This window comes from Glutamicibacter sp., from assembly GCF_035257265.1.
In the GTDB taxonomy this organism is placed as follows: domain Bacteria; phylum Actinomycetota; class Actinomycetes; order Actinomycetales; family Micrococcaceae; genus Glutamicibacter.
The window spans coordinates 1-24232 of sequence record NZ_DATEXC010000056.1 but is presented as its reverse complement, the minus strand read 5'-3'; the positions used below and the strand labels follow the sequence as shown (position 1 = coordinate 24232).

Sequence of the window (24232 nt, the reverse complement as noted above, 5' to 3'; positions counted from 1 at the left end):
CCCCTAGACAGATAAGGCCGATGAGCTACTAGGCTGGAGACAAGCATCAACTCAGACACAGCGCTTTGGAGGTATCGATGGACGAGCAGACCAGCGGGCAAGTGGTGGATGTGCGGAACATCCCGAAAGCAGAACGCCACCCAAAAATCATGGCGGCCTACAACGCCCTGCCCGCCAGCGGCTACCTGAGCCTGCTCAACGATCATGAGCCGGTAAATCTGCATAAAGAGTTCGAACGTAACCTGCCTGGCACCTACACCTGGCAAGCCACCGAACGCATCGGCGGCGACTGGGAAATCATCATTACCAAACTCACCAGCACCCCGGCTCCACGAATCATGACAAACACCGCATGGCTCGGGGAACAAGAAAACACGCTGGACGGGGCCATCTGGAAGCTCGAACCCGATGCCAGAGACCTCGACGCAAATATCATCGCACTGCAGCCACACCAAGAAATCGGCGAACACCGCGGACCGGATCTCGATGTGCTCATCCACGTATTTGAAGGCACCGGCACCTTACACTCCGAAATAGATTCAATCCCGCTGAATCCCGGTGACGTGCTCTACCTCCCTGCGCGATCCCGGAGACACTTCGTGGCAGGTGACCACGGACTTAAATACTTCTCCGTTCACCAGCGCAAGAAGACGCTCGGTCTAATGCCTACGCTGCGAACAAAAAACGGCTAAGCCTCGAAACGTCCAGTTTCCAGAAAATGTTCAAGCTTCACTCTGTGTGGGGCAAGATCTAGTCCTTGCTCGTCTAACCATTGCTGGTTGTAATAGGTGTTCGCATAGCGCTCGCCGGAGTCACAAATGAGCGTGACAATACTGCCTTGTTCACCGCGTTCGAGCATGCCAGCAATAATTTGGAAGACCGCGTAGAGGTTCGTTCCGGTGGACCCACCGGTCCAGTGTCGGGTATGTGCCCGCAGCAGGTACATGGCAGCGAGCGATCCTGCGTCAGGCACCTGAATCATATGGTCGATGACTCCGGGCACAAAAGAGGGTTCGACGCTTGGTCGCCCAATTCCCTCGATACGTGAGCCAAGACCGGTTGCGTGGCTCATATTTCTGGTACGCCATCCTTCATAAAAAGATGAGTTCTCCGGGTCGGCCACGGCCACCTGAGTATCATGCTGACGGTATCGCACATATCTGCCAAAGGTTGCCGAGGTTCCTCCGGTACCTGCACCGACGACTATCCATGATGGGATCGGGTGCCGCTCGGCGGAAAGCTGCGAGAAGACCGACTCGGCGATGTTGTTGTTTCCGCGCCAATCAGTTGCTCGTTCGGCATAAGTGAACTGGTCTAAGTAATAACCTTCAGATTCTTCGGCCAGTCGGCGGGCGGCAAGATCTACTTCGCCTGCTTTTTCAACCAGATGGCAGTGTCCGCCGTAGAACTCGATAAGTTCAATTTTCTCACTACTGGTACTTCTGGGGACCACCGCAATAAAGGGCAGGCCAAGCATGCGAGCGAAATAGGCTTCTGAAACCGCCGTAGATCCACTGGATGCTTCCACCAGAGTGGTGTGTTCGCCAATTCTTCCGTTGACCAAACCATAGAGCAGCAACGAACGAGCTAGACGATGTTTAAGAGACCCGGTCGGATGTACAGACTCGTCTTTGAGGTAAAGGTCTATCCCCCACTCTTCAGGGAGGGGAAAAACGTGAAGGTGGGTGTCGGCGCTACGGTTGGCATCCGCGTCAAGCAATGCAATAGCGTTCCGGACCCAATGATTTGGTTTGCTTATCTGCTCAGTCACGCACCTACTCTATCTCTACTCTATTCACTTTCGTTCAGCACCGACGTGAACGAAACCGAGGCCACCGGGCTTCGCTGTAAGCTCCGGTTTCCTGTGAGTTCGCGGTGAGCTAAACCCTATGCTCTTGAGAGTTATCTTCAGGCTGGCTAGGGTAGATTGGGTGGCCCGAGTTACCACAAGTAACAACCCCGGGATCCTCGACGAGAGTAGGTTTAAGATGTCAAAGACTGCTAAGAGTTTCAAAGAAGTTGAAAAGTCGCTGAACAAACTAGCGAAGTCAGCCAAGGCAGAACTCCCGAAGGATCTTCGCGAGACTTGGAATAACGCCATCTCCGGAGTCAACGGCGAAGCCATCGGCAACGCAGGCGCCAGCCTGATCGAAAACGTCACCGGCAACTCAAAGGCCGCGAAGCGCACCCGTTCATCGGTTGAAAGCGCAGTGAAGACCGCACAGCAGAAACTGGGTGCTCCACAGAAGTCATCGTGCAAGAGTGGCAAGCTACTGCTAGTGGGCACCATTGTTGCCGCTATCGTCGCCGTAGTGGTTGCGAGCACCAAGAAGAGTGCCGCGCACTAACGAAGTCTGCATGACCTAAACGTCGCACAAACCGTGGTTCTGAATTTTCAGGACCACGGTTTGTGCGTTCAGCGCCTTCCGACGCTGATCTCATCGTGATTTGTCCCCATCGGAGAACGATCCGTGTCAAGCACTTCTGCGGCTTTGAACTTCGCACCAGCTCAGCTGCCGGTGCGCAGCTCCACATTTATTGACTCAGCAGTGCGTGTCACAACCCAGACGTGCCCAGCACCCAAAACTTTGAGATTCTCTGGATTCTCCAGTTCAAGAACGACTGCGGTGTCTTCATCGATCGCAATAGCCATCTCGGTAAGATTACTTTCAACGATAGCTATGGCTCGCCCCAGTGTCCCCGCTTGTGCGGCGTGCACCTCAACGGTAAAAGTGGTCAGCCCAAGCCCGTCCGCTAGTGTGATCTCCTTCAGATTCTCTGAAGATTCTTCCGGGCAAATTTCTATCCCGCCAGAAAAATATCCACCAATAAGTGCATTTCTGGGAGCGATCATCGCTCCAGCGGAGAACCCCAGATAGGGAATCCCCCGGTTTACTGCTCCACGAATAGTGTCCGCGCAAGTGCGCAGCCTGGCTAGATACTCTGGAGTGGGGCCGCCACAGACAATAATTCCATCTACATTCTCGAAGCTCACAGGGTCGGCGGGCTTATCGGGACGCAGATATATTGGCCGGAGCTGACAAGGCATACGTGCTTTTATGGGTGTTGCGTAGGCCGGAAGATAATGTTGGCCACTGCCCGCATGGTCAACAAGGGCCAGCGCAAGAATTGGCTCACCCTCACGCGACTTGTTCTGGAGAACATCCTGGAGGAACGCGTCCAAGATCGGCTCGTATACAGGCGTATCAGGCACGCCGCCACCCACTAGAAAAATGCTCACGCGCTCAGCGTAGCGCAGTTACTTCCATTACCGGGAGCAACAAGAAATCCCATGGCCTGCACAAGAAGAATCTGCGCAGGCCATGGGACTAATGGTGAGATTTTATCTTAGTGTTCCCTGCGTGATCGCGAATTCTTCATCGCTGCTGCTACGCCAAAGCCCGCCATGACTAATCCGACGGGGATCAGCCATAAGCTGCTGGCACCGGTATCCGCTAATCGCTCACCCTCATTGTGCGCTGAGGATGTTTGTGAGGGAGTCGAACTCTGCTTGGTTTCCGAGGCGTCAGCTTGAGAGGACTCCGTCTCAGTCTCCATAGGCTCAGGGCTCTGCGTGGTTTCACTGGTGACGGTAGGTTCAGCAGATTTTGTTGGCGTCTGGCTGCTTTCTGCAGACTCGCTCGGCTGCGGAGACTCCGTGTCGGTTGGCTGCTCCGATATTCCGAATACTTCGCTGACGGAACCCAAGTTGGCAAAGACGGTTTCACCGCTCGCATCATCCACGGCGTCGTTGTCGGTGACAACAAAAACGTCTCCAGCACCGGAAATTGTTAGCCCCTCAAGTTTCTCTTGGGTGCGGCCATGTGTTGCTTCCAGTACCGGCAGGACGTCCTTTGCCAGAGCCTTGTCCAGCATGGTCACCTCGTCGGAAACTTCGTCGGGCAGCTCGAACTGATAAATTGCCTTCAGTTGCGCGTCTTCGCCGATTCGTTTGTCACGCTCGATGACAGCGAATTTCCCGTCAGGAAGTTCGGTGATTTCAGAGAGCCCATTCCACGAATCATCTCCACCGGTAGGTTCAAGCTGATATCCGTACCAGGTGAACTCTCCATTAGCCGGGGTGTATTTGCCGATCCGAACAAAGTCTTCGCCCGGAACCTCACGCTGCAGAGTAAAGATTACTTCTTCTTGATCACCGCTACCTCGAACACTGATTCCTTCCAGTCCCTGACCACCCAGTTGACCGACCACGTTTTCTGGCAAGGTGACTTCATTTAGGACAGCACCTGCTTCATCAATCTGGATCAGTGCGTTATCTGCGCCTTTCTTACCTTCGTGGGCAGCCCAGAATCCACCATCGGAGCGAGCAGCGAGACCTTCGAGATCCAGCGTAGCCGGAGCGCCTTCCGTGGTGACCGGCAGTGAGCTTTCGACCAACGCGGGTGTTTCCTCGGTATTAATCACGTAAATACGCGGTTCATAGGCACTATCGCTGACGGCAAAGAGTTTGCGCGGCTGCGATGGGTCGGCGCTTAGACCACTGAGTGCTCCGAAAGGAACTAGATTTTTCCTGTCAGATTCAATAGTTGGGAACTGTGCTTCGGTGGCCCCGAATTTGAATAGTGTCATCGACGAACGAACACCGTTATCTGCTTCGTCCGTTTCCGAAGCTACCGCCAGTAGATCACGACCGGGAATCGGGAGGATTCCTTCTGGCCCATTGGTGGTTGGCAGGGTCTGCAGATAAGTGGGGTTGGTTGGATCGCTCAGTTCGTAAACAGCGACAAAGTTGCCGCGTTCGGAAGCGACAAATAAGTAGTCAATGCCGTGGAAGTTCTCGACGGCCAACCCCTCTGGCTCGGTCCCCTTCTTGCCTGCGCGCTTCTCCGGGAACAGACCCTGAGAAAGAGCTAAGTGTTCAAAACTGTTTCCCGCATCCCAGACAACCTTGCCGGTTTCAGAATCAAAAATCGTGAAACCTCGACTTCCGCCTTTCCAATCCCCTTCGTTGGCAGTGGCTAGATAGCGCTCCTGGATCCAGCCAATAGCATCGGGTTCTCGCGGGAGATCCTTCAATGCACCGGTGGGATCCAGTTTTCCGTCTTCTGCAATGTCAATATCTTTCAGGTCAACGCTGCCGGCGCTGAAAGCCTTGGTAATTTCACCGGTTGGCAGATCTATCAAGACCACGCCGTTGTTCTCTTGGAGGGTTACCGCCAGTTGGTTTTTGGCATTAATGGTGACGTATTCGGGTTCCGGATCTTGTGGGGTATCAAATCCAGCTTCTTGAAGGATTGGCAGGGCCGCTGGCTCTTCGCGGGTTCCCGAAGTGAGCGCAACTTCGCGAATATTCCATCCTTCAGGTTGGGCGCCAACCAGGTCAAGGATCTGGATCGATCCAGCTGGAAATTGGGGCAAGCCGCCATCGCCGGCATCCTCATCACGTTCGTTCTCAATGGCTATTGCGGCAAAGCCACCGTCTTTGGAAATAGCAATCGAGTCCGGCTGCCCGACAAGCTCGATGCTACGAACCAGACTGCGGTCGGCGATGCGCACAACGTCAACCCGTCCCGAAGGATTTGCGTAGCTTTCCGAGGTATTTATTACGACGACAAAAACGTAGTCACCGTACGCAGCAACACTTGTGGGTTCATCTTCCGGGCTACCAAGCTGGTGCAGCCCGAGGGTACCCAGACCCTTCAGGTTGGACGGATCCGAAATGTCAACGAACCCAATTAGCCGCGACAGCGCGTCAGAGTAGATCAGCGTATTCCCGTCTTCTGAGACGGTGGAAATTTCAGAGGCCGTTTCGGCTGCTTTACCGTCCGGATGATTCTGATATACCGGATAGGTAGAGATGCGTTCAAAGTAGTTTCCCGAGTCGGCGGTTGCGGTGCCCGCCGTAACCAATGGTGCGATACCGGCAGCGCCAAGCACCATAGCGGCGGCCAGAACACCCACCGATTTTCTTGCGGCTCGATTCACGTGAGTCTTCCCCCATAAAACTTAAAGTTTGCTAGTAATGTCCTCCTAAGATTGGCAAACCATAACCACTAGACGGTGAATTCGAAGTTAATCGAATCGAACATATAGGAAGCAAGATGGGGCTTTGATGTTGGACCTAATCTGAGCTAGTGCCACGGAGCGCACCGGTCATTTTCACGGGTCATCCGATCTCCCATGGCCCCCAGAATGCCAAAGTTTCCTTTGCCGAAGTATCCTTCGATTTTCTGGCGCTGTTTTAGCTTCTGCCCCGAGGCAAGCTCGATCACCATTTCCATGGACATCGCGTTCATCCTCCAACCGCGACGGCGATCGGTAATGCGTCCTTCGGCTGCTGCCCCAACGATCTGTCCGAGCAAGCCAATGTGTCGCTCGTCAAGTTCAAATTCCCAGTCGGCCCGCGCGATTTCTGCGAGGAGACGGGGTTTATCCGTCTCAAAATCAACTCGCCAATGAATGGAAGCAGCTTGATTATTATTCGGAACGAATGAAGCATTTCCCAGGTCGTCGAAACGTGCGCGCGCCACGATGCCATAATTTCTTGCTAACTGCTCGATCAGGCCGACAAGTTCTTCTCGAAGTTCAGACTTCCGATAGATGTCGATCCGAGCGGCTTCGAGCCGTTCGAATTCTTCGTTTTCCCCGAAGTCTGCTTGCGGGTCCCAGTCGTGAACTGGTGGCAACGACTCAGGATCATGAACTTGGAGCGCGACGATGATCGCAGAATGCGCAAAGTCGGTGCCGGCCGGGACGTGGGAGGCTTTGGTTATTTTGGCAGGTTGACCGGACTCGACCATTTCATGGGGATCCCCGATGGCAGCGACATAGTCCCGGTCTGCAAACTCAATAGACACAACTCGGGCGGCCACTAGGCTGACCGGAACACCCGATGCACTGAGCTCGTCATGATCATTGAGTTCGAATCTCACGTCCCCCTGTGCAGAACGAAGTTGGGCCATCTCCCACTTAATGGTGTCACCAACGCTAAATGCCTGCCCGCAACAGGCATGGGCCCATCCCTCGATATTCACTTTGATCTGCATGTACTCAATATATCGTGTGGGTGCCACGAGCAGCATAGCTGAATCTGCGCTCAGCGGTCGGTACCAATAATTGTTCGAATGAGCCCCAGCGCTAATCACGGCTAGGATGGCTTGGTGGCACATATTGACGTTACCGAAATCCAATACTTCCTCTCCGATGGCACACAGTTGCTGGGCGGAGTCACCTTCAAGGTCAGTGCAGGTTCAAAGACCGCGCTAATCGGCCCTAACGGCACGGGCAAAACGACCTTGATCAAGATCATTTCCGGTGATCTGAAGGCCGATGAAGGTGCCATCAACCGCTCAGGTTCGATGGGCATCATGCGTCAGTTCGTCGGGCAAGTCCGCGATGAATCTACGGTCAAGGATTTACTACTTTCAACGGCCGCCCCGGAGCTAGCCGCTGCCGCTGCCAAGGTCTCCGCTTGTGAAGCCAAGATGCTGGTGAGCGATGATGAAAAAGTTCATATGCGCTATGCCGAAGCGATCATTGCCTGGGGTGATGCCGGCGGTTACGAACTCGAAACCACGTGGGACAAAGTCTGCATGGCAGCGCTTGGCATACCTTTCGACAAGGCGGAAGAACGCTTGGCCCGCACCTTATCCGGCGGCGAACAAAAACGCCTCGTCCTGGAAGCCCTCTTTGAAGGCAACGACGACTTGCTGCTCCTCGACGAGCCTGACAACTACCTCGACGTCCCGGGTAAACGTTGGCTTGAAGCGATGATGGCTCGCTCCCCCAAAACGGTTCTCTTCATTAGCCACGATCGCGAGCTGCTGAACAACGCGGCCACCCGAATCGTCACCTTAGAACCAGGTCATGGAGGTGCCACGGCGTGGATTCATGGCGGATCTTTCGGTTCCTATGTCGAGGCGCGTAAGGAACGTAACGAGCGCTTCGAAGAACTGCGCAAGCGCTGGGATGAAGAACATTCTAAGCTCAAGGAATTGGTCATCATGTACAAGACCAAAGCCGCATTCCGCTCCGACATGGCCAACCGTTACCATGCGGCGCAAACACGGTTGGACAGATTCTTAGAGGCTGGCCCACCCCAGGCTATCCCTCTGGAACAAAATGTACAGATGCGGTTGAAGGGCGGACGTACCGCCAAGCGCGCGGTCGTCGCCGAAAAGCTCGGGCTCACCGGCTTGATGAAACCCTTTAGCAATGAAATCTGGTTCGGTGACCGTGTTGGTGTGCTGGGGTCCAACGGTTCAGGAAAATCTCACTTCCTGCGCCTCTTAGCGGCCGGCGGTACCGATCCGGAACGCGAACACCTTCCCGTTTCGGACGTCGAACTTGCCGAGGTACCCCATGAAGGTACGGTCAAACTGGGCGCTCGCATCCGCCCTGGCTATTTCGCTCAGACTCATACCCGGCCTGATCTCTTTGGCCGCACGTTGCTGGAGATCTTGCATCGCGGTGACGAACACCGTTCAGGTATGGCCCGTGAGGCAGCCTCGGGGGCGTTGGATGGTTATGGATTGGCTGGCCAGGCCGAGCAGAAGTTTGAGTCACTCTCGGGTGGACAGCAGGCACGCTTCCAGATTTTGCTCTTGCAGCTCTCAGGAGCCACCTTACTGTTGCTTGATGAACCGACCGATAACTTGGACCTGCACTCTGGTGAGGCACTGGAGCGTGCTATCGACTCATTTGAGGGCACCGTGCTCGCGGTGACACACGATCGTTGGTTTGCGAGATCATTCGACCGCTTCCTCGTCTTCGGCTCGGACGGCAAGGTCTACGAATCCGATACTCCAGTATGGGACGAAAAACGTGTAGAACGAGATCGATAGTTCACCACTAATTGATCCCGCAGAACAGTCGCCCACGAATGCTTTCCAGCTATTCGTGGGCGACTGTTTAATCCGCTCGATCATTCGACCAGTTTGCCGGCGCTGGAAATCTCTTCGATGAGCTCGGCGATTTCCTCTGGTACATCCACGATGGGTTCCCGAACTATTCCCGATTTCGCTGACCAAACAAGATTGACCTGTAATTCTGGATCCATGTTTGGGAAGTCGCTTCGGTTATGGCATCCACGAGTTTCGCGCCGTTCCAAGGCAGCTTCCAAAGTGGCCCGGGCCGAAAGCGCCGAGGACTTCAAATCGAATGCGTGCGCAAGATCCTGGAAACCGGCGATATCGGGATGTATTCCTACGTTGGCCATGCGCGCTTCCACGTCATCCAGTTTTTTCAGACCGCTGAGCAGGCCTTGTTCGTCACGCACTACTCCAGCGTGCTCAGTCATCAGATCGCGGATGGCACGCTGTAAAGCGCGGACATTTTCCACTCCGTCACTGGCAAGCAGATCATCAATGTCCGCTCGCGCGGTATCGATAGCTTCAAGACTTCGAGGCTGGGATTCGAGGGACTGCGAGTACTTCGCCGCGGCTTGGCCAACAATGCGTCCAAAGACTAAGAGTTCAATCAAGGAGTTTCCTCCTAGCCGGTTGGCACCGTGCAGTCCACTGGAAGCCTCGCCAATAGCGTACAAGCCTTCCACTTCGCTTGAATGATCATAGGGGTCAACCCAGACCCCGCCCATTGAGTAGTGCGCGGTAGGTGCGATTTCGATGGGTTCACGGGTAATATCGAGCATTTGTTCTTCGAGCATGGTTTGGTAGACCCGCGGCAAATGATCCATAATCACAGCTCGTGGCAGATGGGAAACGTCGAGCCACACACCGCCCTTGGCAGTTCCTCTGCCCTCGCGGATCTCTGTGTAGGCAGCCAATGCCACCCTGTCGCGCGTGGATAGCTCCATACGTTGCGGATCGTAGTTTTCCATGAAGCGTTCGCCCAAGGCGTTGCGCAAGATGCCGCCTTCCCCGCGAGCAGCCTCGGAGATCAGAGTTCCGGCCACCGATTCTGGTTCGATGATGCCCGAGGGGTGGAATTGGACCAATTCCGGATCCCGTAAGCGGGCGCCGGCTTCAACGGCCAAACGGAATGAATCGCCGGTATTTTCGTCTCGGCGAGATGAGCTGCGTCGCCAAATCCGATTGTGCCCGCCGGCGGCCAGGATCACCGAGTCTGCATGGATCAGGTATCGCGTACCGTTGTTGAGGTCGAAGCCGTAGGCGCCGAAAATTTGGTTGTCTTTGACCAGCAATCGGGTGATGTACACGGTGTCCAGGATGGGAATGTCGAGTTGCTCAGCCCGCCGGATGAGGGTGCGCTGGATTTCTAGGCCGGTGTAATCGCCGGCAAAAGCGGTGCGCCGGAATTTATGTGCACCGAAGAATCGCTGAGAAATTCTGCCGTCTTCTTCCCTAGCAAAATTCATCCCGTAGCGCTCTAGATCTTCGATGCCTCGCTGTGCGCCTTGGGCTACCGTTTGCACGGTGCGAGGATCTGCGAGGAAATAACTTTCCTTGATGGTGTCAGCCGCGTGCTGCTGCCAACTATCCTCGTCATCCATGGTGCCTAAAGCGGCGTTGATTCCGCCAGCGGCCAGCGAGGTGTGGGCATCATTTCGCGGACGTTTGCCCACTGCCAGCACATCCACGCCGAGCTCGGCTAATTCGATGGCCGCACGCAACCCGGATCCTCCGGTGCCGATTACCAGGACTGTGGTCGAAATCTGCTGTTCTTTGCTGGTGTATGTGTTCATGCTTTCAAGCTTCTGCGCAAAAGTATCATGCGTCCAATGAATTATTATCATGGTTTCGATAGCAGTACGCTATGAAGTATGAATCTAGAGCAATTGCGTGGCTTCACTACTATCGCCGAAGTGGGGCACTTCACGCGCGCAGCCGAAGAATTGCACCTGGCGCAACCATCCCTAAGTCGTCAGATTGCAAGCCTCGAGCAGGATTTGGGATCTGAACTCTTCCATCGCGCACGAGGGAATATCTCGCTGACAGCGGCCGGTGAAGCATTACTGCCACTGGCACGGCGGATGCTTGCAGATGAAGAAAACGTCCGCTTGGAAATGGCTGAATTAGCCGGTCTGCGCAAAGGCCGTATCCGTCTGGGCGCTCCGCCTACTTTGTGTGTGTCGCTGGTAGCCGAAGTACTTGGCGTTTTTCATCGCCGGTACCCTGGCATTGAACTTCATTTGAGCGAAGCAGGCTCAAAAAACCTGTTAGATGAGCTAGACGGCGGGCAACTGGATCTTGCACTGATCGTCACTTCGGAACACGCAGTCGCGCAGAAAAGCTTGGAAAGCTTGCCATTACTGGCCGAAGAGCTAGTTGTCATCGACTCCAGCAATAACCCACGGCTACTAGGGAAAGATTCCATTGATCTAAAAATCCTGTCACGACTACCGCAGATCGTTTTTTCGCAAAGTTACGACCTGAGAGCAAGCACCATGGATGCCTATCGTTCACGGAACCTCATGCCGAACGTGGTGCTAGAAGGCGGCGAGATGGATGCGGTACTACGCTTTGTTGAAGTCGGGCTAGGGGTGGCAATTGTTCCGGCCACGGTACTTGTAGATCGCCCAGGGCTGACCGCTGTAGCGCTTCAAAATCCACGATTGACGCGAACCATTGGATTAGCCCATCGCAAGGACGTCAGCTTAACTCGCGCGGCAGCGGCCATGCAGGAAATCATTCTTCACACCGCTAGCCAGCTCGCCTCACGGCAAGCCCGAATCACTAGTTTGCAGGTCGGTGGCTAACTCAGCCCATAACTTTTATCCCAAGATGAGCGGCAAACTCGTGGGATAGTGACATCAGTTGCTGTTCACTGATCATTGCCCCGCGTAATCCTTCGATGCCTTGGACTTGCGCAATTTCAAGGCCAGTTAAATCAACTGAGCTGAGGCCAGCGCGTTCAACATTTAATGCGCCGGTACGGCAATTCTCAAATTTGACGCGCTGAGCCTTAACTAGTCGAAGATCTATTTCGTCAAAGCTGCAATCACGGAAAACAACATCGCGAAGTTGAGCCGTGCGAAGGTTTACCCAGCCAAATTTGCAGTGCTCAAAGACCACCGAGTCAATCGAAGAGTCTGAGAGATCTGCGGATCCGAAACGGCTTTGTGACACGCGCACATCGTTGAGTGTTGCACCAGCCCCTTCAAGAATCGGTGCACTGAGCTGTTTGAATTCGCATTGAATATACCGCGCATTACGCATAGACAGCTCGCCGATGTTCATCTCTGAGAACAGGCAATCTTCGAGCCGGCCATCGGTCAAATCTAGTAGGGACTGATCAAAGCCGGTGAAATGCAGTACTTCTACGTATCCACCTCCCAACAGGTCTTCAATCGTCCCTACCTCGAGATCAGGTAGTTGGAAGTCTCTGATACGCGGGGCAGCCCCGATTGTCTTTCCACGGGCCATGCCTAGGTTCCTTTCACAAGCACACTGTGGGGTTCACCAACGATGCACGTCCTTTAGTCTGCGATGTCTACTAGCGCTGGATATAGCTCCGGCCAGCTAAATTTATAGCCCGACTCTAAAAGGACTTCGGGCAGTACCCACCGAGACTTCAACAGCATTTCCGGTTCAACCCGGAGCAAGAACATCGCAGGTTCAAGCATCCAACGATACGCGGGTAAGCCGAAGCTTCGGCCAGCGACTCGTCGCAAGCCCGCCATAAGTTCGGTATTAGTCACTGGTTGAGGCGAGCAGAGATTTACTGGGCCGGAAATTTCTGGATGATCTTGAATGTGCCCAATCGCCCCGATCACATCCTCAAGGTGAATCCAGCTAAACCGTTGCCGGCCCTGAGTGCGGTAAAAACTGCTTCGTTGAGGTCCGGTGGGGTCAGGTCCTATGCCCCGGTACCGCGTATGCGATGGCCACCAACCGTCAATATGCGGACCGCCCACTGCCCATCTAGCTAGCGACATGAGTTTTCGCGATGCCGGTCCATCACCGAGCACAATCGCCATGCGAAGAGCCACTCGCCGAGTATTCGGAAACTCGCCGCGCAAAAACTCCCGCTCCCAGTTCCTGGCGACATCCACGGAGAATCCGTCACCGAGTCGCCCGGTGCTTTCAGTATTGGGTTGGTCCATGGCGTGACGATAAATGGTCGCAGTGGAGGCGTTCAGCCATAATTTTGGTGGTTTCGTGGCTTTGGAAACCGCATCGTGCAATATTCGGGTTGTCTGGACCCGTGAATTTAGGATTTCATTGCGCGCTTTGTCGGTATAGCGGCAACCCACGTTCTTTCCAGCCAAGTTAATCAGTAGCTCCGCACCGTTGACGGCGTGCTCCACGGCTCTGGGCTCATCCCAACGGATGGGTCCACGGCGTCCAATAATCGACAACTCGTAACCTTGGGCTGATAGGCCACTTCGCAGACGTTCCCCGATAAATCCGGACGCCCCGGCGAGTACTGCGCGCCGTGCTGACACCTGTGTTCTCCGTTCACGCACTTCAGCTTGAACCGCAGCTTGGTGTCACATCATCACCGGTACCGATGATGACTCAAACACTAGAAATCTGCGATCACTAATTTCTTCATTTTAAGCATGTTTTCGAAGGCTCCGGGACGAGACATGAGCTCGCCCATGTTACGTGGAACTATCTGCCAGCTCACTCCGTATTGATCTTGCAGCCAACCACATTGTTCGGCTTCGGGTACCGCCGACAGCGCCGTCCAGAGCCTGTCGATTTCGGCTTGATCTTCGCATTGAACCTCAATGGATATGCCTGGGGTAAAGCTGAAAGGTTGTTCGACGGCCGAATCCATGGCGGCAAAGTTTTGTCCCGCCATTTTGAAGTCACTAAACATTACGGCGCCGGCCGTGGTGACTTCGGTGGCCTCAGGATACGGGAACCGGCTACCGAGCTGCGCATCAGAAAAAACGTCAACATAAAAATCAACCGCCGGTACTGCCTTGTTCTGAGCGGCTCCGCCAAACATCAGCGAAGGAGTCACGAATGACTCGCTCTGTCCGGATTGCGTTTGCAACAGTTGCCAGCTAATCCCATAACGGTCCTGCACCCACCCATACAGTTCACTGAATGGATAGTTATCCAACGCCATCAAAACACTTCCACCTTCTCGAAGCTGGTCCCATGTTGTGGTGAGGGCTTTACCTGCAGCTTCTGCGGAGCCCCGATAGTTTTCCGGGTCAAAGCTGAGCATAAATGAAATTGATGGGTTGGGAGTAAAGTCATTGCCGGCGTTCACCAAGGTGAGTTGAGTCCCAGCAATATTCACCGTCACGGTCAATGGTTGACCGGCTAAAGGCTCCTGAAAATCGAGAAGTCCCTCGGTGGGATAACGAGATTCCACTGCAGAGGAGGTATCCGGGAAGACCGAGCTATAAAACTGCCCGCCTTCTTCGGCATTTCCGGCAAACCATAGATTGGGGATGAACTTTTGCACGCTCACTCACTCCTGAAACTAAAAACTGGCTACGATGTCTGCGCAACAGCTCCTGGAGGGTCAGAAGCTACGCCCCGGTTACCTCAGTTACGCTACTCCGGCTGAACCTTGAGGTAAATAGGTTGGCAGTAAATATGGTGCTAGCGAAGTCCTTCGTTAGGACACTGTTTCGTCTACTTCAGATGGGCTTTGATGACCGGTGAACTCGTTCATGGATCCATAGATTCTGAAGACCTTGCCTGCTACCAGATCCCAAGCTGCGCGCGGCAAAATACCACGCAAAGCTTGCCCAAGCTTGCTGGTCCAGGGCATCAATACCAACGGTGTTCCACGAAGCATCGCGTTCCAGGCCTTAGTTGTTACTTGCTCAGGTTCCATGATGGGAGTCAGCAACATGCTTTTCGCCCCGGCGAACATCCCGGTGGAAACATAAGTGGGACAAAAAGTGGTCACTTTAATGTTCCGTTCGGTTTCTTGCTCGAGTTCCAAACGCAGCGAGTCACTCCAACTCATGGCCGCGGCTTTAGAAGCTGCATATACACTCATATTCGGATTGGATACCAACGCGGCCGCTGAGGCAATTGTCAGAACTCGGCCTGTGCGCCCCTGCCTGCCCATCTGTTCTAGCAGTGCATGAGTTAAATACATCGGGGCGAGGGAATTGACCGCCATGGTGTCCGTAATTTGCGCCGTACGATGTTTTGCAAAGTTCGTGCCGGTGACCACACCGGCATTATTCACCAGCACGTCGACGCTTCCACCGGCTAGAACCTGGTCTGCAGCGGCCGTGATTGCCGACTGATTACGCAGGTCTACGACCTGGGTCTGAATCTTGCATGCAGGGTTTAACTCCATGAGCTCTTCGGCACGCGCACTGAGTTGCTCACTGCTGATATCCCAAAGGATCAGACGCTGAGCACCTTCCAGACAGGCCATACGGGCAAATAGCGCGCCCAGTCCTTGGGCTGCTCCGGTAACCAGAACCGTCAGACCTGCCACTGATTCTAATCGTGCGCTCTTGCTCATCGGTTTCCTCCCGTATTTAAGCCGACAATGGCCAAGTGAAACTTACCCTACAACGTGAGGCGCGTTACACCGCGAAGGGTGAGAGCGCGTCGATCCCCTAGTCCATGGTGCCCTGCCATAATTTGATCCCCAGCGCCTCAAGTTGTTCGCGATACTCTTGAACAGTGGTGCGCGGTGGCCCATAGCTTCGACCACCTTGACCACCGCATCCGATGTTTACCTCCAGCAGAGGACTTACGCAGTGCATATCGACCGCCTCGACGCCGACTTAATCGAGCTCCTCACCGAATCCCCCATGCTGCCCGTGATGGAATGCGCCAGGCGCCTTAGCGTGGCTCGTGGCACGGTGACTAGCCGCTTGGCACGCTTACACGAAGGCGGGGTGATCAAGGCAATCGTTCCGCAAGTACAACCTGCCGGATTCGATTATCAATTGGTCGCCTTCTGCTCGGTGGAAATCATCCAAAAATTTGGTCATGAACCAGTAGCCACAGGATTAGCCGATTCCATCCCCGAAATTGTGGACATGTATACGGTCACCGGAACCTCCGATCTGCAGTTGCGGGTCGTGGCAAGAAACGCCGGCGACCTTCAAGCAATTTTCGACCGGATCAATCAGGTACCCGGGGTGGCCCGCACCTCATCATCACTGGCGCTCCGTGAGCATTTTCAAGGACGAACCCTTCCATTGGTTAAAGCCTATGCAAAAAATTCGCCACCCGATGAGAAGACTATACAAATCGATCAGTAAATTCTGCAGCTACGGCCCAATCGGTATACAGCATGCATAGCCTTTTGCGACCTGATTGCGCGGCGCACGCACTCGCACCTACAGTCTTTTCTTGTGACTCGCTTCACCTGGGTTTGTGTCCTGGGTATCAAATGCTCGGCAGACCGCACTTCACCGTTTTGCCTACGGCGATTCATGACTTTTAGAGAGGAATCAATGAACATCAATCAACGCCCCTCCCTCGCCGCAGTTCCGGCCTACCGCCAAGGGAAATCTGCTGCGCCGGGTGCCTCGAAGCTCTCGTCCAATGAATCGCCGCACGCGCCGCTACCTTCGGTGATTCAAAGCATCGCGCAGGGTTTAGAGAACATCCATCGCTACCCAAACATGGCCGCTCCAGAACTCATTGGCGCGTTAGCTAAAGAGTACGACTTGAATCCGGAGCAGATTTCATTAGGGGCAGGTTCCGTTGAAGTGGCCTCCCAGCTCATTCATGCTGTGGCAGGCGAAGGTGACGAGGTGATGTTCGCCTGGCGCTCATTTGAGGCTTATCCCTCGCTGGTTCGTATCGCTGGAGCCGTACCAGTTGAGGTTCCGCTAGACGCCGAGTTCAAGCATGACCTGCCTGCAATGCTCGCTGCGATTACCGAGCGCACCCGGCTCATCTTTATCTGCAACCCAAATAACCCCACCGGAACCGTCGTTGCCGCTGAGGCATTGGAAGAATTCGTGGCGGCAGTCCCCGAAAACATCCTGGTAGTCATTGACGAAGCGTATGTGCACTTTGACCGCTCGGATATTCGCGCCGACGGACTCAAGCTCTTTCGCAAGTACCCACACGTTGCAGTTTTGCATACCTTTTCCAAGGCGTACGGCTTAGCCGGACTGCGTATTGGATATGCCATCAGCCCGCTTCGGGTTGCACAGAACCTGCGCAAGGTCGCAGTGCCTTTCGGCGTCACCGACCTTGCTCAACGCGCAGCCGTGGCTTCGCTTGAAGCAGCCGGGGAACTCAACGTTCGCATCGAAGAAGTAGTCGAGCAACGCGATCGCATGCTCGAAGGACTACTCGCCGCCGGTTATCCAGCGATTCCCTCGCAAGCCAATTTCGTGTGGGTCGCTGCCGGTGAAGACACTGCACAGTTGGAGGCCACCTTAAACGAAGGAAATGTCGTGGCTCGTGCCTTTGCAGGCGAGGGTCTGCGTATTTCCTCTGGCAATGCCCACGACGTTGACCGCGTGCTGGCAGCCTTGAACAACAAAGTACAGGTAACCAGCCTATGAGTACGAAGACCGACATCCGGAAAAGTGAGGATGCCCCCAAGCTCCATGCTGGGCTAACTCAGCGTCAGATCTCCATGATGGGCCTTGGCGGTGCTATTGGTGCTGGGCTCTTCGTAGGCTCAGGCCAAGCGATCTCAATCGCTGGCCCAGCCGTACTACTGTCCTACTTGATCGCCGGCACCGTGGTTATCGTGATCATGTCGATGCTCGCCGAAATGGTGGCGGCAGACCCCTCCTCCGGAGCATTCAGCACCTTCGCCCATAAGGCAATGGGCAGCAGTACCGGCAGTACCGTTGGCTGGCTTTATTGGATCCAGCTCGTCGTGGTCATTGCGGCCGAAGCAACCGGTGCTGCCGCTATTGTTGCCGCGTGGTTCCCCAACTTCCCGCAATGGGCTTGGGTCCTTGGCTTTGTGGTCCTGTTTACCGGCGCTAACTTACTGGGCGTAGGAAACTACGGAAAGTTCGAGTTCTGGTTTGCGTTCATTAAAGTCGCCGCGATTGTTGCCTTCTTGGCCGTCGGCGCACTAGTTCTGCTTGGAATTATTCCTACCGACGAGCCAGTTGGTCTGGCGAACCTTGCCGCCCACGGCGGATTCGCACCAGCCGGTTTGACCGGTATCGCGGCAGCCTTGTTAATCGTGATCTTCTCCTTCGGCGGTACCGAAGTAGTCTCTATCGCCGCAGCCGAGTCCGATGACCCGCAGGGCAATATCAAGCGGACCATCAAATCCGTGATGATGCGCATTATGTTCTTCTACCTTGGTTCGATCATCGTGATCGTTGCAGTACTTCCTTGGAATAACCCAGCCATTGTCGACGGTCCATTCTCCGCGGTCTTAGGCGTGCTGAACGTACCGGGCGTTGAACTAGTCATGAGTGCCGTGGTTGTTATCGCACTGCTCTCCGCCATGAATGCGAACATCTATGGCGCTTCACGCATGCTGTATTCACTTGGCACTCGCAAGATGGCTCCGCGTGCGGTCACACACGTCACCGGTAAGGGAGTTCCAGCCAAGGCGGTGCTCAGCTCGGTAGCGTTCTCCTTTATTGCCGTGGGGCTGAACTGGATCTGGCCAGATGCGGTCATGCCGATTCTGCTCAACGTGGTCGGCTCAACGATCATCGTGATCTGGTGCTTTATTGCCCTCACGCAATACATTCTGCGCCGTCGTGCAGAACGCGACGGAACGCACTTGCCGCTGAAGCTCTGGGGCTTCCCCTACTTATCATTGGCCACCATTGCGATGATGGTTGTCATTGTGGGTATCGCGATGACCGATGCGGTAGCCCGCACGCAGCTCTTGCTCACTCTTGGCTTGACCGCAGCACTTTGGTTAGTTTCCAAGGCATTGAAGCTGGGAGCTGCCACGCAGCACCAGCGGTAACTGACTACCCGAACTAAAACCGGGAAGCCGGCGGAACCTTTTGGTTCCGCCGGCTTCCCGGTTTTTGTCTACGCATTTCATGCCGATCGACGTTTGACCATTTCATTGATCCAAATCGGAGCAAAGGGCGAAGTGCATCCGGCAGGGGTGGGATAGTCCGCCAAAACCTGCAACGATTCGCCTATGCTCAAAGCACGGGGGCGTAGTTCTTCGTTCTCGATACCAATTTGGGCCAGTGTGTTGTTCATGGCCCACTGCAACCGCTGGGGTGCGTGAAGCATTTGGGCTTCGACAATGTCAAGCAATGTGGATTGGTCGAGATTTTCTGGAGCTTTGACTACCTGGTGGGCCGTGAGTTCCCATCCTGCACTCGCGACCACTGGGTCCTGATCATCCACGAGCCTACGGCGAAGCTCTTCAAGATGTTTGCTCTTTTTCACCACGTAGTTCAGGAACCATGCTTGAACCTTTGGCGTTCGCGACTGCCTGACCCACTGTTCTAAGTCATCAATGGTGAAAAGCCGCGGCTTGCAAATGAGAGTGGCGACCAGCTGGCATCCGGTTTGGTCGGTATGCCACAGCTCGGCGGCGAGTTCATGATTACTTTTCAGTGCCTTAGCCAAGGCACGCAGCTTGCCAAGATTTACACCGTAGTCGTCCCCGTGTTTTTCGTTAATGGCGCGGATCCGCGGATCTTCTAAGGATTCCAACGCCCGTTGCACGTCGGCAACACTGCTCGAAGGGCTCAGTTCAATGTCGGTGCTCATGGTCTTATCTTCCCTGATATCTGGCTTCGTATCATCAACTGCATTTAGGCAGCCGTGATTGTTACTTCAGCGAATTATCTACCGTGCAAGTACGGGTAGCAGACGTTTCAGCCAACGTCTCTGCCCGAAAGTTTCTACAGCCTTGGGATGAAAGTTCTCTCTGACCCAAGTCACAGCATCTGCTGGCGATACGCCGCCGAGCACGGCGAGTACCGCTAAGGCGGTTCCGGTCCTGCCTACTCCCCCGTGGCAAGAGACCTCCACGCGTTGAAACGAGGCCCGCCGATATGCTTCGCGGAGCGCAGCCACGGCGGATTCAGTTGACGTGGGTGTCGAAAAATCCCGCCATTGGACCCACCGGTATTCACGGTCCGAATATTGAGGATCCCGGCCTAGAAGATACACTCCAAAGTCAGGAGCGCTCAAGGCCCTGCTACGTTTTAGGCTGGCACCTCGAATTTGCCTTCCATCAGGCAGACGCACCAGGCCAGGCTCGTCTGCCGGCCATGCTGTTCCATCGGACCACTGCCCGGGACCCGTCTGCATATCGGGTTATCCGTCTATGCTCTGCACAGGCTGACGAAGAATCGTCCGGAGTTTTTCCGCTGGAACACGTCGTGGATCACTCAAATAAATTTCGTGATGTTTCCCAGTTAGCTCAAGAGCATGTGCAGGAATGAATTCTTGATGCAATCGGCGTAGTGTCTGGGATTCATCATCATAGGGACCGATATGTAGGGTTTGTACGCATAGCCCTTCGACGAAAATTTCGAATCTGACCTTTGCTAGATCTATCGGCGGATCTTTCTGCCCTAGGTCTTCTTTGATACTTTCAAACATGCTTTGTTCTACCCAGTCAGGAACCATGATCATCATGGTCCAGTGCCACAAGGACTTGTTCCTGTGCTCGGTGAAGGAGGTCATATCCTTCGCCCACCAGAGCCCTTCTAAGGGCATCACCACGTAGTCACGGCCAAGTTCACGTTTGCTGAAAAACTTCAGCTTGTAGGCCACCGGATACAGCGCCTGCAGTGCCTGGGCATAGGCTGGTGAAGTGTTCGGATCCCCGCACCCATCAATCATCAGGTATCTGCGTTCGGGGAGCTCAAGTAGTGCGAACTCTTCGTGTTTCGCTCGATACCCGAGCAAACTTTTCTTCAGGTCGACTTTCTCAGCCATCGGTTTCGCCCCTTCTTAGAACCAGCCACGTCGTCGGAAGACAATATAGAGGGTCGCTGCGAACCCAATCATCAAAATTACTGCCGCAGGATAACCCAAAGCCCAGTGCAGTTCGGGCATCACGTCAAAGTTCATTCCATAGATCGCTGCAATCAGGGTCGGCGCGAACAAGATCGCAGCCCACCCGGAAATTTTTTTCATATCCTCGTTTTGACGTTGCGCCACCAGCGTTGAATTCACATTCAGGATTTGGGAGAGCGCATCACGATATTCCACGGTCTGCGCATGTGCCCGAGTCAGGTGATCGGTGACGTCTTGGAGATAGGTTTGCAACTCATTGGGTACGTCATATTTATTGAAGCCATCCGATAGCGAACGAACTACTTCAAGCAAAGAGGCCGTCGCGTGCTGCATATCGATAATCTCTTGGCTCAACCGGTAGATGCGTTCGGTGACCGCTGCATCGCCGCTAAATACCTGACGCTCAATCTGTTCTTTATCAATTCCCAAGCCTTGCAAGACGGGCACGTAGCCATCGACAATCTCATCTAGCAACCTATAGAGCACCGCTTCGGCGCCCATGCTCAGTAGTTTGTTATCTGCAAATAATGTCCGATCCCGGGCCACAAATTCGTCTGCCACGGAAGTTTCAAGCTCCAGCCCAGGGGTGCCATCGATCCAGCGATGGTCTTGGCAAAGCACCGCAATAGAACCCGGTCGAAGTAGGATATGAAATTCCGAAAGCTCGACTTCTTCAAGATCGTCTAAGTATCGTGCCGAGCGCACCACTAAGAGCAGTACGTTGCCATAGCGTTCTAGTTTTGGTCTTTGCCGCGCATGCATCAAGTCATCTACCAGGACCGGGTGCAATTGCCAGGCTTGTGCGAGCTCGTGAATATCCTGTTCATCTGGCGTCGAGTATAGGCTCAATGACACGCGTCCTGCGGCACTGTCAGCGTATTCCAATGCGTTAGTAGGCGAAGTAGCAGCTGGCGCTGCTCGCACTGAACCGTCCTCAACGAATCTCACCATAAAAGGCGCATGTTCATACTTCAGAGCATCTTTGGCTCGATTAGTGCGGTGTAATACTTTGCGGGTTGGTTCCCTCATCTGGGCTCCTGTCCAAAATCCAACGAAACTTGGGCGTAGGCGAATTCCGCGGCATTCCAGTGAACCAAACGGGCTTCAACGTATCGTATCCCTCTAAGTTATAGCGCTACTGGGGAAATTGTCGGCCCTACACGCGTCTTTTCGGCTGTTAGTAGACATTTACCGGCGTCAGATATTTCCCAGGAGGCTTCACCGCCGCACTTGTCGCGTCCGCTTTCTTGGGTATCGCTGCTTTACGACGCGATTGCAGGAATCTTCGCGCTGATACGGTCTAGCTTCGACGCCGATGTTCGTGCTACGACTGCCGCGACGATCTGCGACTTCGACATAAGTAGCTATTCAAATTCACCAACGCAGTGTACCCGGCTGCTGGTTTAGGAGTGCTGCATAGCGCTTTAGTACTGTAAAGAACCAGGAACGGCCATTGCATACGAATATCGTTTTCATGCTGATACTTCTGGCCTCCCGCGTCCGCAGTGGTATTCCAACTGACGCCTGACTCTGAACTTTTGGTACGGTAACGAGGTGAAGAAGTCTCGAATACTCGCACTGGTCTCGGCGCTTTTTATTGTCGCCGTGGGGCTTGTCATCTGGAATCCTTGGGATTCTTGCGATGGGCCTCAACCGATATGTGAGAATTTCGAAAAGATCCAGAGCCTAGATGGCATCGCCTTAGTACAAGTCGACTATGAGACGATGGCTACTGATCTCAAGGATGGAAGTAGCTCCTCCGCCACTTGGACTGTCAATTTGTCAGAAAATCAACAAGATAGCACAGCCATCGAAGCTGCGGTTCGCGCAGAAGAGATCCTGCAGGGAACGGTGGTTCCCACCGTACGGATACAAAATTACTCTCAATACGTGCTCGGAAAACCACAGGTCATCAAAACCGAAGCAACAACAGGTCAATATTATGCGCTGAGTGTCTCCCCCTTTGAGGATCTAAAGAGCGAATTGCGCCAAGCTTTCATGCTCAGAAATGCTGGGGCATTGCGCGTCACTAACTCGTCCGTGGTCGCTGCTAATCCACACGACTTGCAACAGATCGCCAGTTTTGCCAAAGAACACGGTTTCGATGTCAGTCTGGAAACCGAGGATCAAAAAGTGCGCTATACCCCCGATCCGACGATCGATATGGAAAAAGTGGCTCTAGTTACCGATGCGGGAGCATTACCAAACGTCGAGACAGCCCTTTACGGCAGTCAAGTGCTTTCCGTTCACAGCACCACTGCTGATAGCACCGTGGAAACCAGCGCCATTCAACAATGGCTGGAGCAGCGCACGCCTCCACACAATCAACCATTGAAGTACTCCGTTTCCTCCCCTGGCTACGCAAAAATCCTTGAGGGGTGGATTGGCAAAGCACTCCCGGATTCATTAATCCCTGTGCCCGCACCTTTACCTGAGGGAACCACGGCATGGAAACAAGACCCAAATGCTAATTACTGTACGACCGATGACGTGAAGTTCGAACTCAGCGCGCCTGACGCGGCTGTTGGTTCCCGATATTTGTCGGTCTACGCCACGAACATTTCAAATTCACCTTGTGCGGTTCAAGGCGTGGCGAATCTGGAGTTTTTCAACAAAAAGGACCAACCCCAAATGGATGTCACGGTCACAGCAGATCCGGGAATCTCTCCAGAAATAGTGGTCATTCCAGAAGGAGAAACGGCAATGACCACAATGAAATGGGGCGCCATGTCGACTTCTCAAGATCCCGATGAGACTACCCGTCTGGAAATCTCTTTACTGCCGGGACTGGAACCGACCACGCTAACGCCACAAATTGAAGGTGCCGACACCCCCTTAGATATTCTCGACGGTGCGAAGATTCGCATTAGTCCGTGGGTGCAAGCCTTGGAGGGATGGAGCAAGCCTAACTAGTCTTGTCCAGATCTCGTTAAGGCTACGCTGGATAGTTCAGCTAGGTATGGAGACCGAATTTGGGAGGCCATTAACCGGTTCCGCAACAGAGTAATGGGAACGTATCTGAAGATATTCAAAAGCTTGCCTCTCAACGCAGGCAGTGGAGCTAAGGGGAATCGGCCCCCTGGCCTCTTCGTTGCGAACGAAGCGCTCTACCACCTGAGCTATAGCCCCGCGATATCTTCGACCTTACTCCTGTAAATTTCATCCCGGTGGATCAGCCGATGCCACAGGCAGACAGTGCGTCCTCTGCCGCGTAGTTCAAGACATTGAAACTCTCGAAACACGGATCTCAAACCTGGTAGAACACAAGAGTCCCATCTCGTGAGTAACGAGATGGGACTCTTGAATTTAATTTGTGGAGATAAGGGTGTTGAACCGTCCCTGATTTGATGCCGCTGTCTTTCGAGAGAAAGATAGAAACCATGCCCAAGAAGTATCCTGCCGAAGTTCGTGACCGCGCCGTAGCGATGGTTGTGGACCGGCTCTCTGAATATCCTTCCGTGTATGCAGCG

The 24232-nt window shown here is 54.1% G+C and carries 21 protein-coding genes and 1 tRNA gene; 8 read left to right on the top strand and 14 right to left on the bottom strand.

Annotated elements, in window-relative coordinates; translation table 11 throughout:
- Positions 1-77: 77 nt before the first annotated feature.
- A complete protein-coding gene (locus VJ369_RS15485) occupies positions 78-692 on the top strand; it encodes a DUF2249 domain-containing protein (RefSeq protein WP_324092942.1) in 615 nt (204 codons plus the stop codon).
- Here VJ369_RS15485 and VJ369_RS15480 read toward each other — a convergent pair.
- Positions 689-1771, bottom strand: a complete 1083-nt coding sequence (locus VJ369_RS15480; RefSeq protein WP_414652669.1) for a PLP-dependent cysteine synthase family protein — start codon at positions 1769-1771, stop codon at positions 689-691. The genes VJ369_RS15485 and VJ369_RS15480 overlap by 4 nt on opposite strands.
- A 217-nt stretch (positions 1772-1988) precedes the next feature.
- On the opposite strand from VJ369_RS15480, the gene VJ369_RS15475 reads away from it, so the two are divergent.
- Positions 1989-2348 carry a hypothetical protein gene (locus VJ369_RS15475; protein ID WP_324092941.1) on the top strand — a complete coding sequence of 120 codons (360 nt, stop codon included), beginning with the start codon at positions 1989-1991 and terminating at the stop codon, positions 2346-2348.
- 161 nt (positions 2349-2509) lie between these two features.
- On the opposite strand, the gene VJ369_RS15470 is transcribed toward VJ369_RS15475, so the two are convergent.
- From VJ369_RS15470 to VJ369_RS15460, 3 genes are all read right to left on the bottom strand, one after another.
- A complete protein-coding gene (locus VJ369_RS15470; protein WP_324092940.1) occupies positions 2510-3241 on the bottom strand; it encodes a Type 1 glutamine amidotransferase-like domain-containing protein in 732 nt (243 codons plus the stop codon).
- A 107-nt stretch (positions 3242-3348) separates the two neighbouring features.
- Entirely contained in the window at positions 3349-5946 is a 2598-nt protein-coding gene (locus VJ369_RS15465; protein ID WP_324092939.1) for an esterase-like activity of phytase family protein, read from the bottom strand.
- Between the two features lie 146 nt (positions 5947-6092).
- Positions 6093-7034 carry a DUF6578 domain-containing protein gene (locus tag VJ369_RS15460; protein WP_324092938.1) on the bottom strand — a complete coding sequence of 314 codons (942 nt, stop codon included), beginning with the start codon at positions 7032-7034 and terminating at the stop codon, positions 6093-6095.
- An 87-nt stretch (positions 7035-7121) separates the two neighbouring features.
- Here VJ369_RS15460 and VJ369_RS15455 point away from each other — a divergent pair, with 87 nt between their 5' ends.
- Positions 7122-8804: an ABC-F family ATP-binding cassette domain-containing protein gene (locus tag VJ369_RS15455; protein WP_324092937.1), complete on the top strand. Its 1683-nt coding sequence runs from the start codon at positions 7122-7124 to the stop codon at positions 8802-8804.
- An 80-nt stretch (positions 8805-8884) separates the two neighbouring features.
- On the opposite strand, the gene VJ369_RS15450 is transcribed toward VJ369_RS15455, so the two are convergent.
- Positions 8885-10624, bottom strand: a complete 1740-nt coding sequence (locus VJ369_RS15450) for an FAD-binding protein (RefSeq protein WP_324092936.1) — start codon at positions 10622-10624, stop codon at positions 8885-8887.
- Positions 10625-10702: 78 nt separating this feature from the next.
- Here VJ369_RS15450 and VJ369_RS15445 point away from each other — a divergent pair, with 78 nt between their 5' ends.
- Positions 10703-11638, top strand: coding sequence for a LysR family transcriptional regulator (locus tag VJ369_RS15445; protein WP_324092935.1), 936 nt, complete (start codon positions 10703-10705; stop codon positions 11636-11638).
- A gap of 1 nt (position 11639) precedes the next feature.
- Here VJ369_RS15445 and VJ369_RS15440 read toward each other — a convergent pair whose 3' ends face one another.
- From VJ369_RS15440 to VJ369_RS15425, 4 genes are all read right to left on the bottom strand, one after another.
- Positions 11640-12305 (bottom strand): pentapeptide repeat-containing protein, encoded by a 666-nt coding sequence (locus VJ369_RS15440; protein ID WP_324092934.1) that lies wholly within the window; start codon positions 12303-12305, stop codon positions 11640-11642.
- Between the two features lie 53 nt (positions 12306-12358).
- The gene (locus VJ369_RS15435) at positions 12359-13327 is read right to left on the bottom strand and encodes an epimerase (protein ID WP_324092933.1); all 969 of its coding nucleotides are present in this window, start codon (positions 13325-13327) and stop codon (positions 12359-12361) included.
- 80 nt (positions 13328-13407) lie between these two features.
- A complete protein-coding gene (locus VJ369_RS15430) occupies positions 13408-14307 on the bottom strand; it encodes a VOC family protein (protein WP_324092932.1) in 900 nt (299 codons plus the stop codon).
- 156 nt (positions 14308-14463) lie between these two features.
- Positions 14464-15333: an SDR family NAD(P)-dependent oxidoreductase gene (locus tag VJ369_RS15425; RefSeq protein WP_324092931.1), complete on the bottom strand. Its 870-nt coding sequence runs from the start codon at positions 15331-15333 to the stop codon at positions 14464-14466.
- A gap of 241 nt (positions 15334-15574) precedes the next feature.
- On the opposite strand from VJ369_RS15425, the gene VJ369_RS15420 reads away from it, so the two are divergent.
- From VJ369_RS15420 to VJ369_RS15410, 3 genes are all read left to right on the top strand, one after another.
- Complete coding sequence (locus VJ369_RS15420; RefSeq protein ID WP_324092930.1) at positions 15575-16084, top strand: Lrp/AsnC family transcriptional regulator; 510 nt, start codon at positions 15575-15577, stop codon at positions 16082-16084.
- A gap of 195 nt (positions 16085-16279) precedes the next feature.
- Positions 16280-17347 carry a histidinol-phosphate transaminase gene (hisC, locus tag VJ369_RS15415; protein WP_324092929.1) on the top strand — a complete coding sequence of 356 codons (1068 nt, stop codon included), beginning with the start codon at positions 16280-16282 and terminating at the stop codon, positions 17345-17347.
- Entirely contained in the window at positions 17344-18735 is a 1392-nt protein-coding gene (locus VJ369_RS15410) for an amino acid permease (RefSeq protein WP_324092928.1), read from the top strand. The genes hisC and VJ369_RS15410 overlap by 4 nt, the downstream gene beginning before the upstream one ends.
- A gap of 77 nt (positions 18736-18812) precedes the next feature.
- Here VJ369_RS15410 and VJ369_RS15405 read toward each other — a convergent pair whose 3' ends face one another.
- From VJ369_RS15405 to VJ369_RS15390, 4 genes are all read right to left on the bottom strand, one after another.
- Positions 18813-19502 (bottom strand): DNA alkylation repair protein, encoded by a 690-nt coding sequence (locus VJ369_RS15405; RefSeq protein WP_324092927.1) that lies wholly within the window; start codon positions 19500-19502, stop codon positions 18813-18815.
- A 78-nt stretch (positions 19503-19580) separates the two neighbouring features.
- A complete protein-coding gene (locus tag VJ369_RS15400) occupies positions 19581-20048 on the bottom strand; it encodes a protein-tyrosine phosphatase family protein (protein ID WP_324092926.1) in 468 nt (155 codons plus the stop codon).
- A gap of 6 nt (positions 20049-20054) precedes the next feature.
- Positions 20055-20681 carry a GyrI-like domain-containing protein gene (locus VJ369_RS15395; protein WP_324092925.1) on the bottom strand — a complete coding sequence of 209 codons (627 nt, stop codon included), beginning with the start codon at positions 20679-20681 and terminating at the stop codon, positions 20055-20057.
- A gap of 15 nt (positions 20682-20696) precedes the next feature.
- Complete coding sequence (locus tag VJ369_RS15390) at positions 20697-21791, bottom strand: magnesium and cobalt transport protein CorA (RefSeq protein ID WP_324092924.1); 1095 nt, start codon at positions 21789-21791, stop codon at positions 20697-20699.
- 525 nt (positions 21792-22316) lie between these two features.
- Between VJ369_RS15390 and VJ369_RS15385 the strand changes: the two genes are divergently transcribed.
- Complete coding sequence (locus tag VJ369_RS15385; protein WP_324092923.1) at positions 22317-23675, top strand: DUF4232 domain-containing protein; 1359 nt, start codon at positions 22317-22319, stop codon at positions 23673-23675.
- 143 nt (positions 23676-23818) lie between these two features.
- Here VJ369_RS15385 and VJ369_RS15380 read toward each other — a convergent pair.
- Positions 23819-23891, bottom strand: a tRNA-Ala gene (locus VJ369_RS15380).
- Positions 23892-24232: the final 341 nt, after the last annotated feature.

What these genes read in the sequence shown, in the direction of transcription:
- VJ369_RS15485 (WP_324092942.1), top strand. Translation starts at nt 78, where the DNA reads ATGGACGAGCAGACCAGCGGGCAAGTGGTGGATGTGCGGAACATCCCG.
- VJ369_RS15475 (WP_324092941.1), top strand. Translation starts at nt 1,989, where the DNA reads ATGTCAAAGACTGCTAAGAGTTTCAAAGAAGTTGAAAAGTCGCTGAAC.
- VJ369_RS15450 (WP_324092936.1), bottom strand. Translation starts at nt 10,624, where the DNA reads ATGAACACATACACCAGCAAAGAACAGCAGATTTCGACCACAGTCCTG.
- VJ369_RS15445 (WP_324092935.1), top strand. Translation starts at nt 10,703, where the DNA reads ATGAATCTAGAGCAATTGCGTGGCTTCACTACTATCGCCGAAGTGGGG.
- VJ369_RS15440 (WP_324092934.1), bottom strand. Translation starts at nt 12,305, where the DNA reads ATGGCCCGTGGAAAGACAATCGGGGCTGCCCCGCGTATCAGAGACTTC.
- VJ369_RS15425 (WP_324092931.1), bottom strand. Translation starts at nt 15,333, where the DNA reads ATGAGCAAGAGCGCACGATTAGAATCAGTGGCAGGTCTGACGGTTCTG.
- hisC (WP_324092929.1), top strand. Translation starts at nt 16,280, where the DNA reads ATGAACATCAATCAACGCCCCTCCCTCGCCGCAGTTCCGGCCTACCGC.
- VJ369_RS15410 (WP_324092928.1), top strand. Translation starts at nt 17,344, where the DNA reads ATGAGTACGAAGACCGACATCCGGAAAAGTGAGGATGCCCCCAAGCTC.
- VJ369_RS15405 (WP_324092927.1), bottom strand. Translation starts at nt 19,502, where the DNA reads ATGAGCACCGACATTGAACTGAGCCCTTCGAGCAGTGTTGCCGACGTG.
- VJ369_RS15400 (WP_324092926.1), bottom strand. Translation starts at nt 20,048, where the DNA reads ATGCAGACGGGTCCCGGGCAGTGGTCCGATGGAACAGCATGGCCGGCA.
- VJ369_RS15395 (WP_324092925.1), bottom strand. Translation starts at nt 20,681, where the DNA reads ATGGCTGAGAAAGTCGACCTGAAGAAAAGTTTGCTCGGGTATCGAGCG.
- VJ369_RS15390 (WP_324092924.1), bottom strand. Translation starts at nt 21,791, where the DNA reads ATGAGGGAACCAACCCGCAAAGTATTACACCGCACTAATCGAGCCAAA.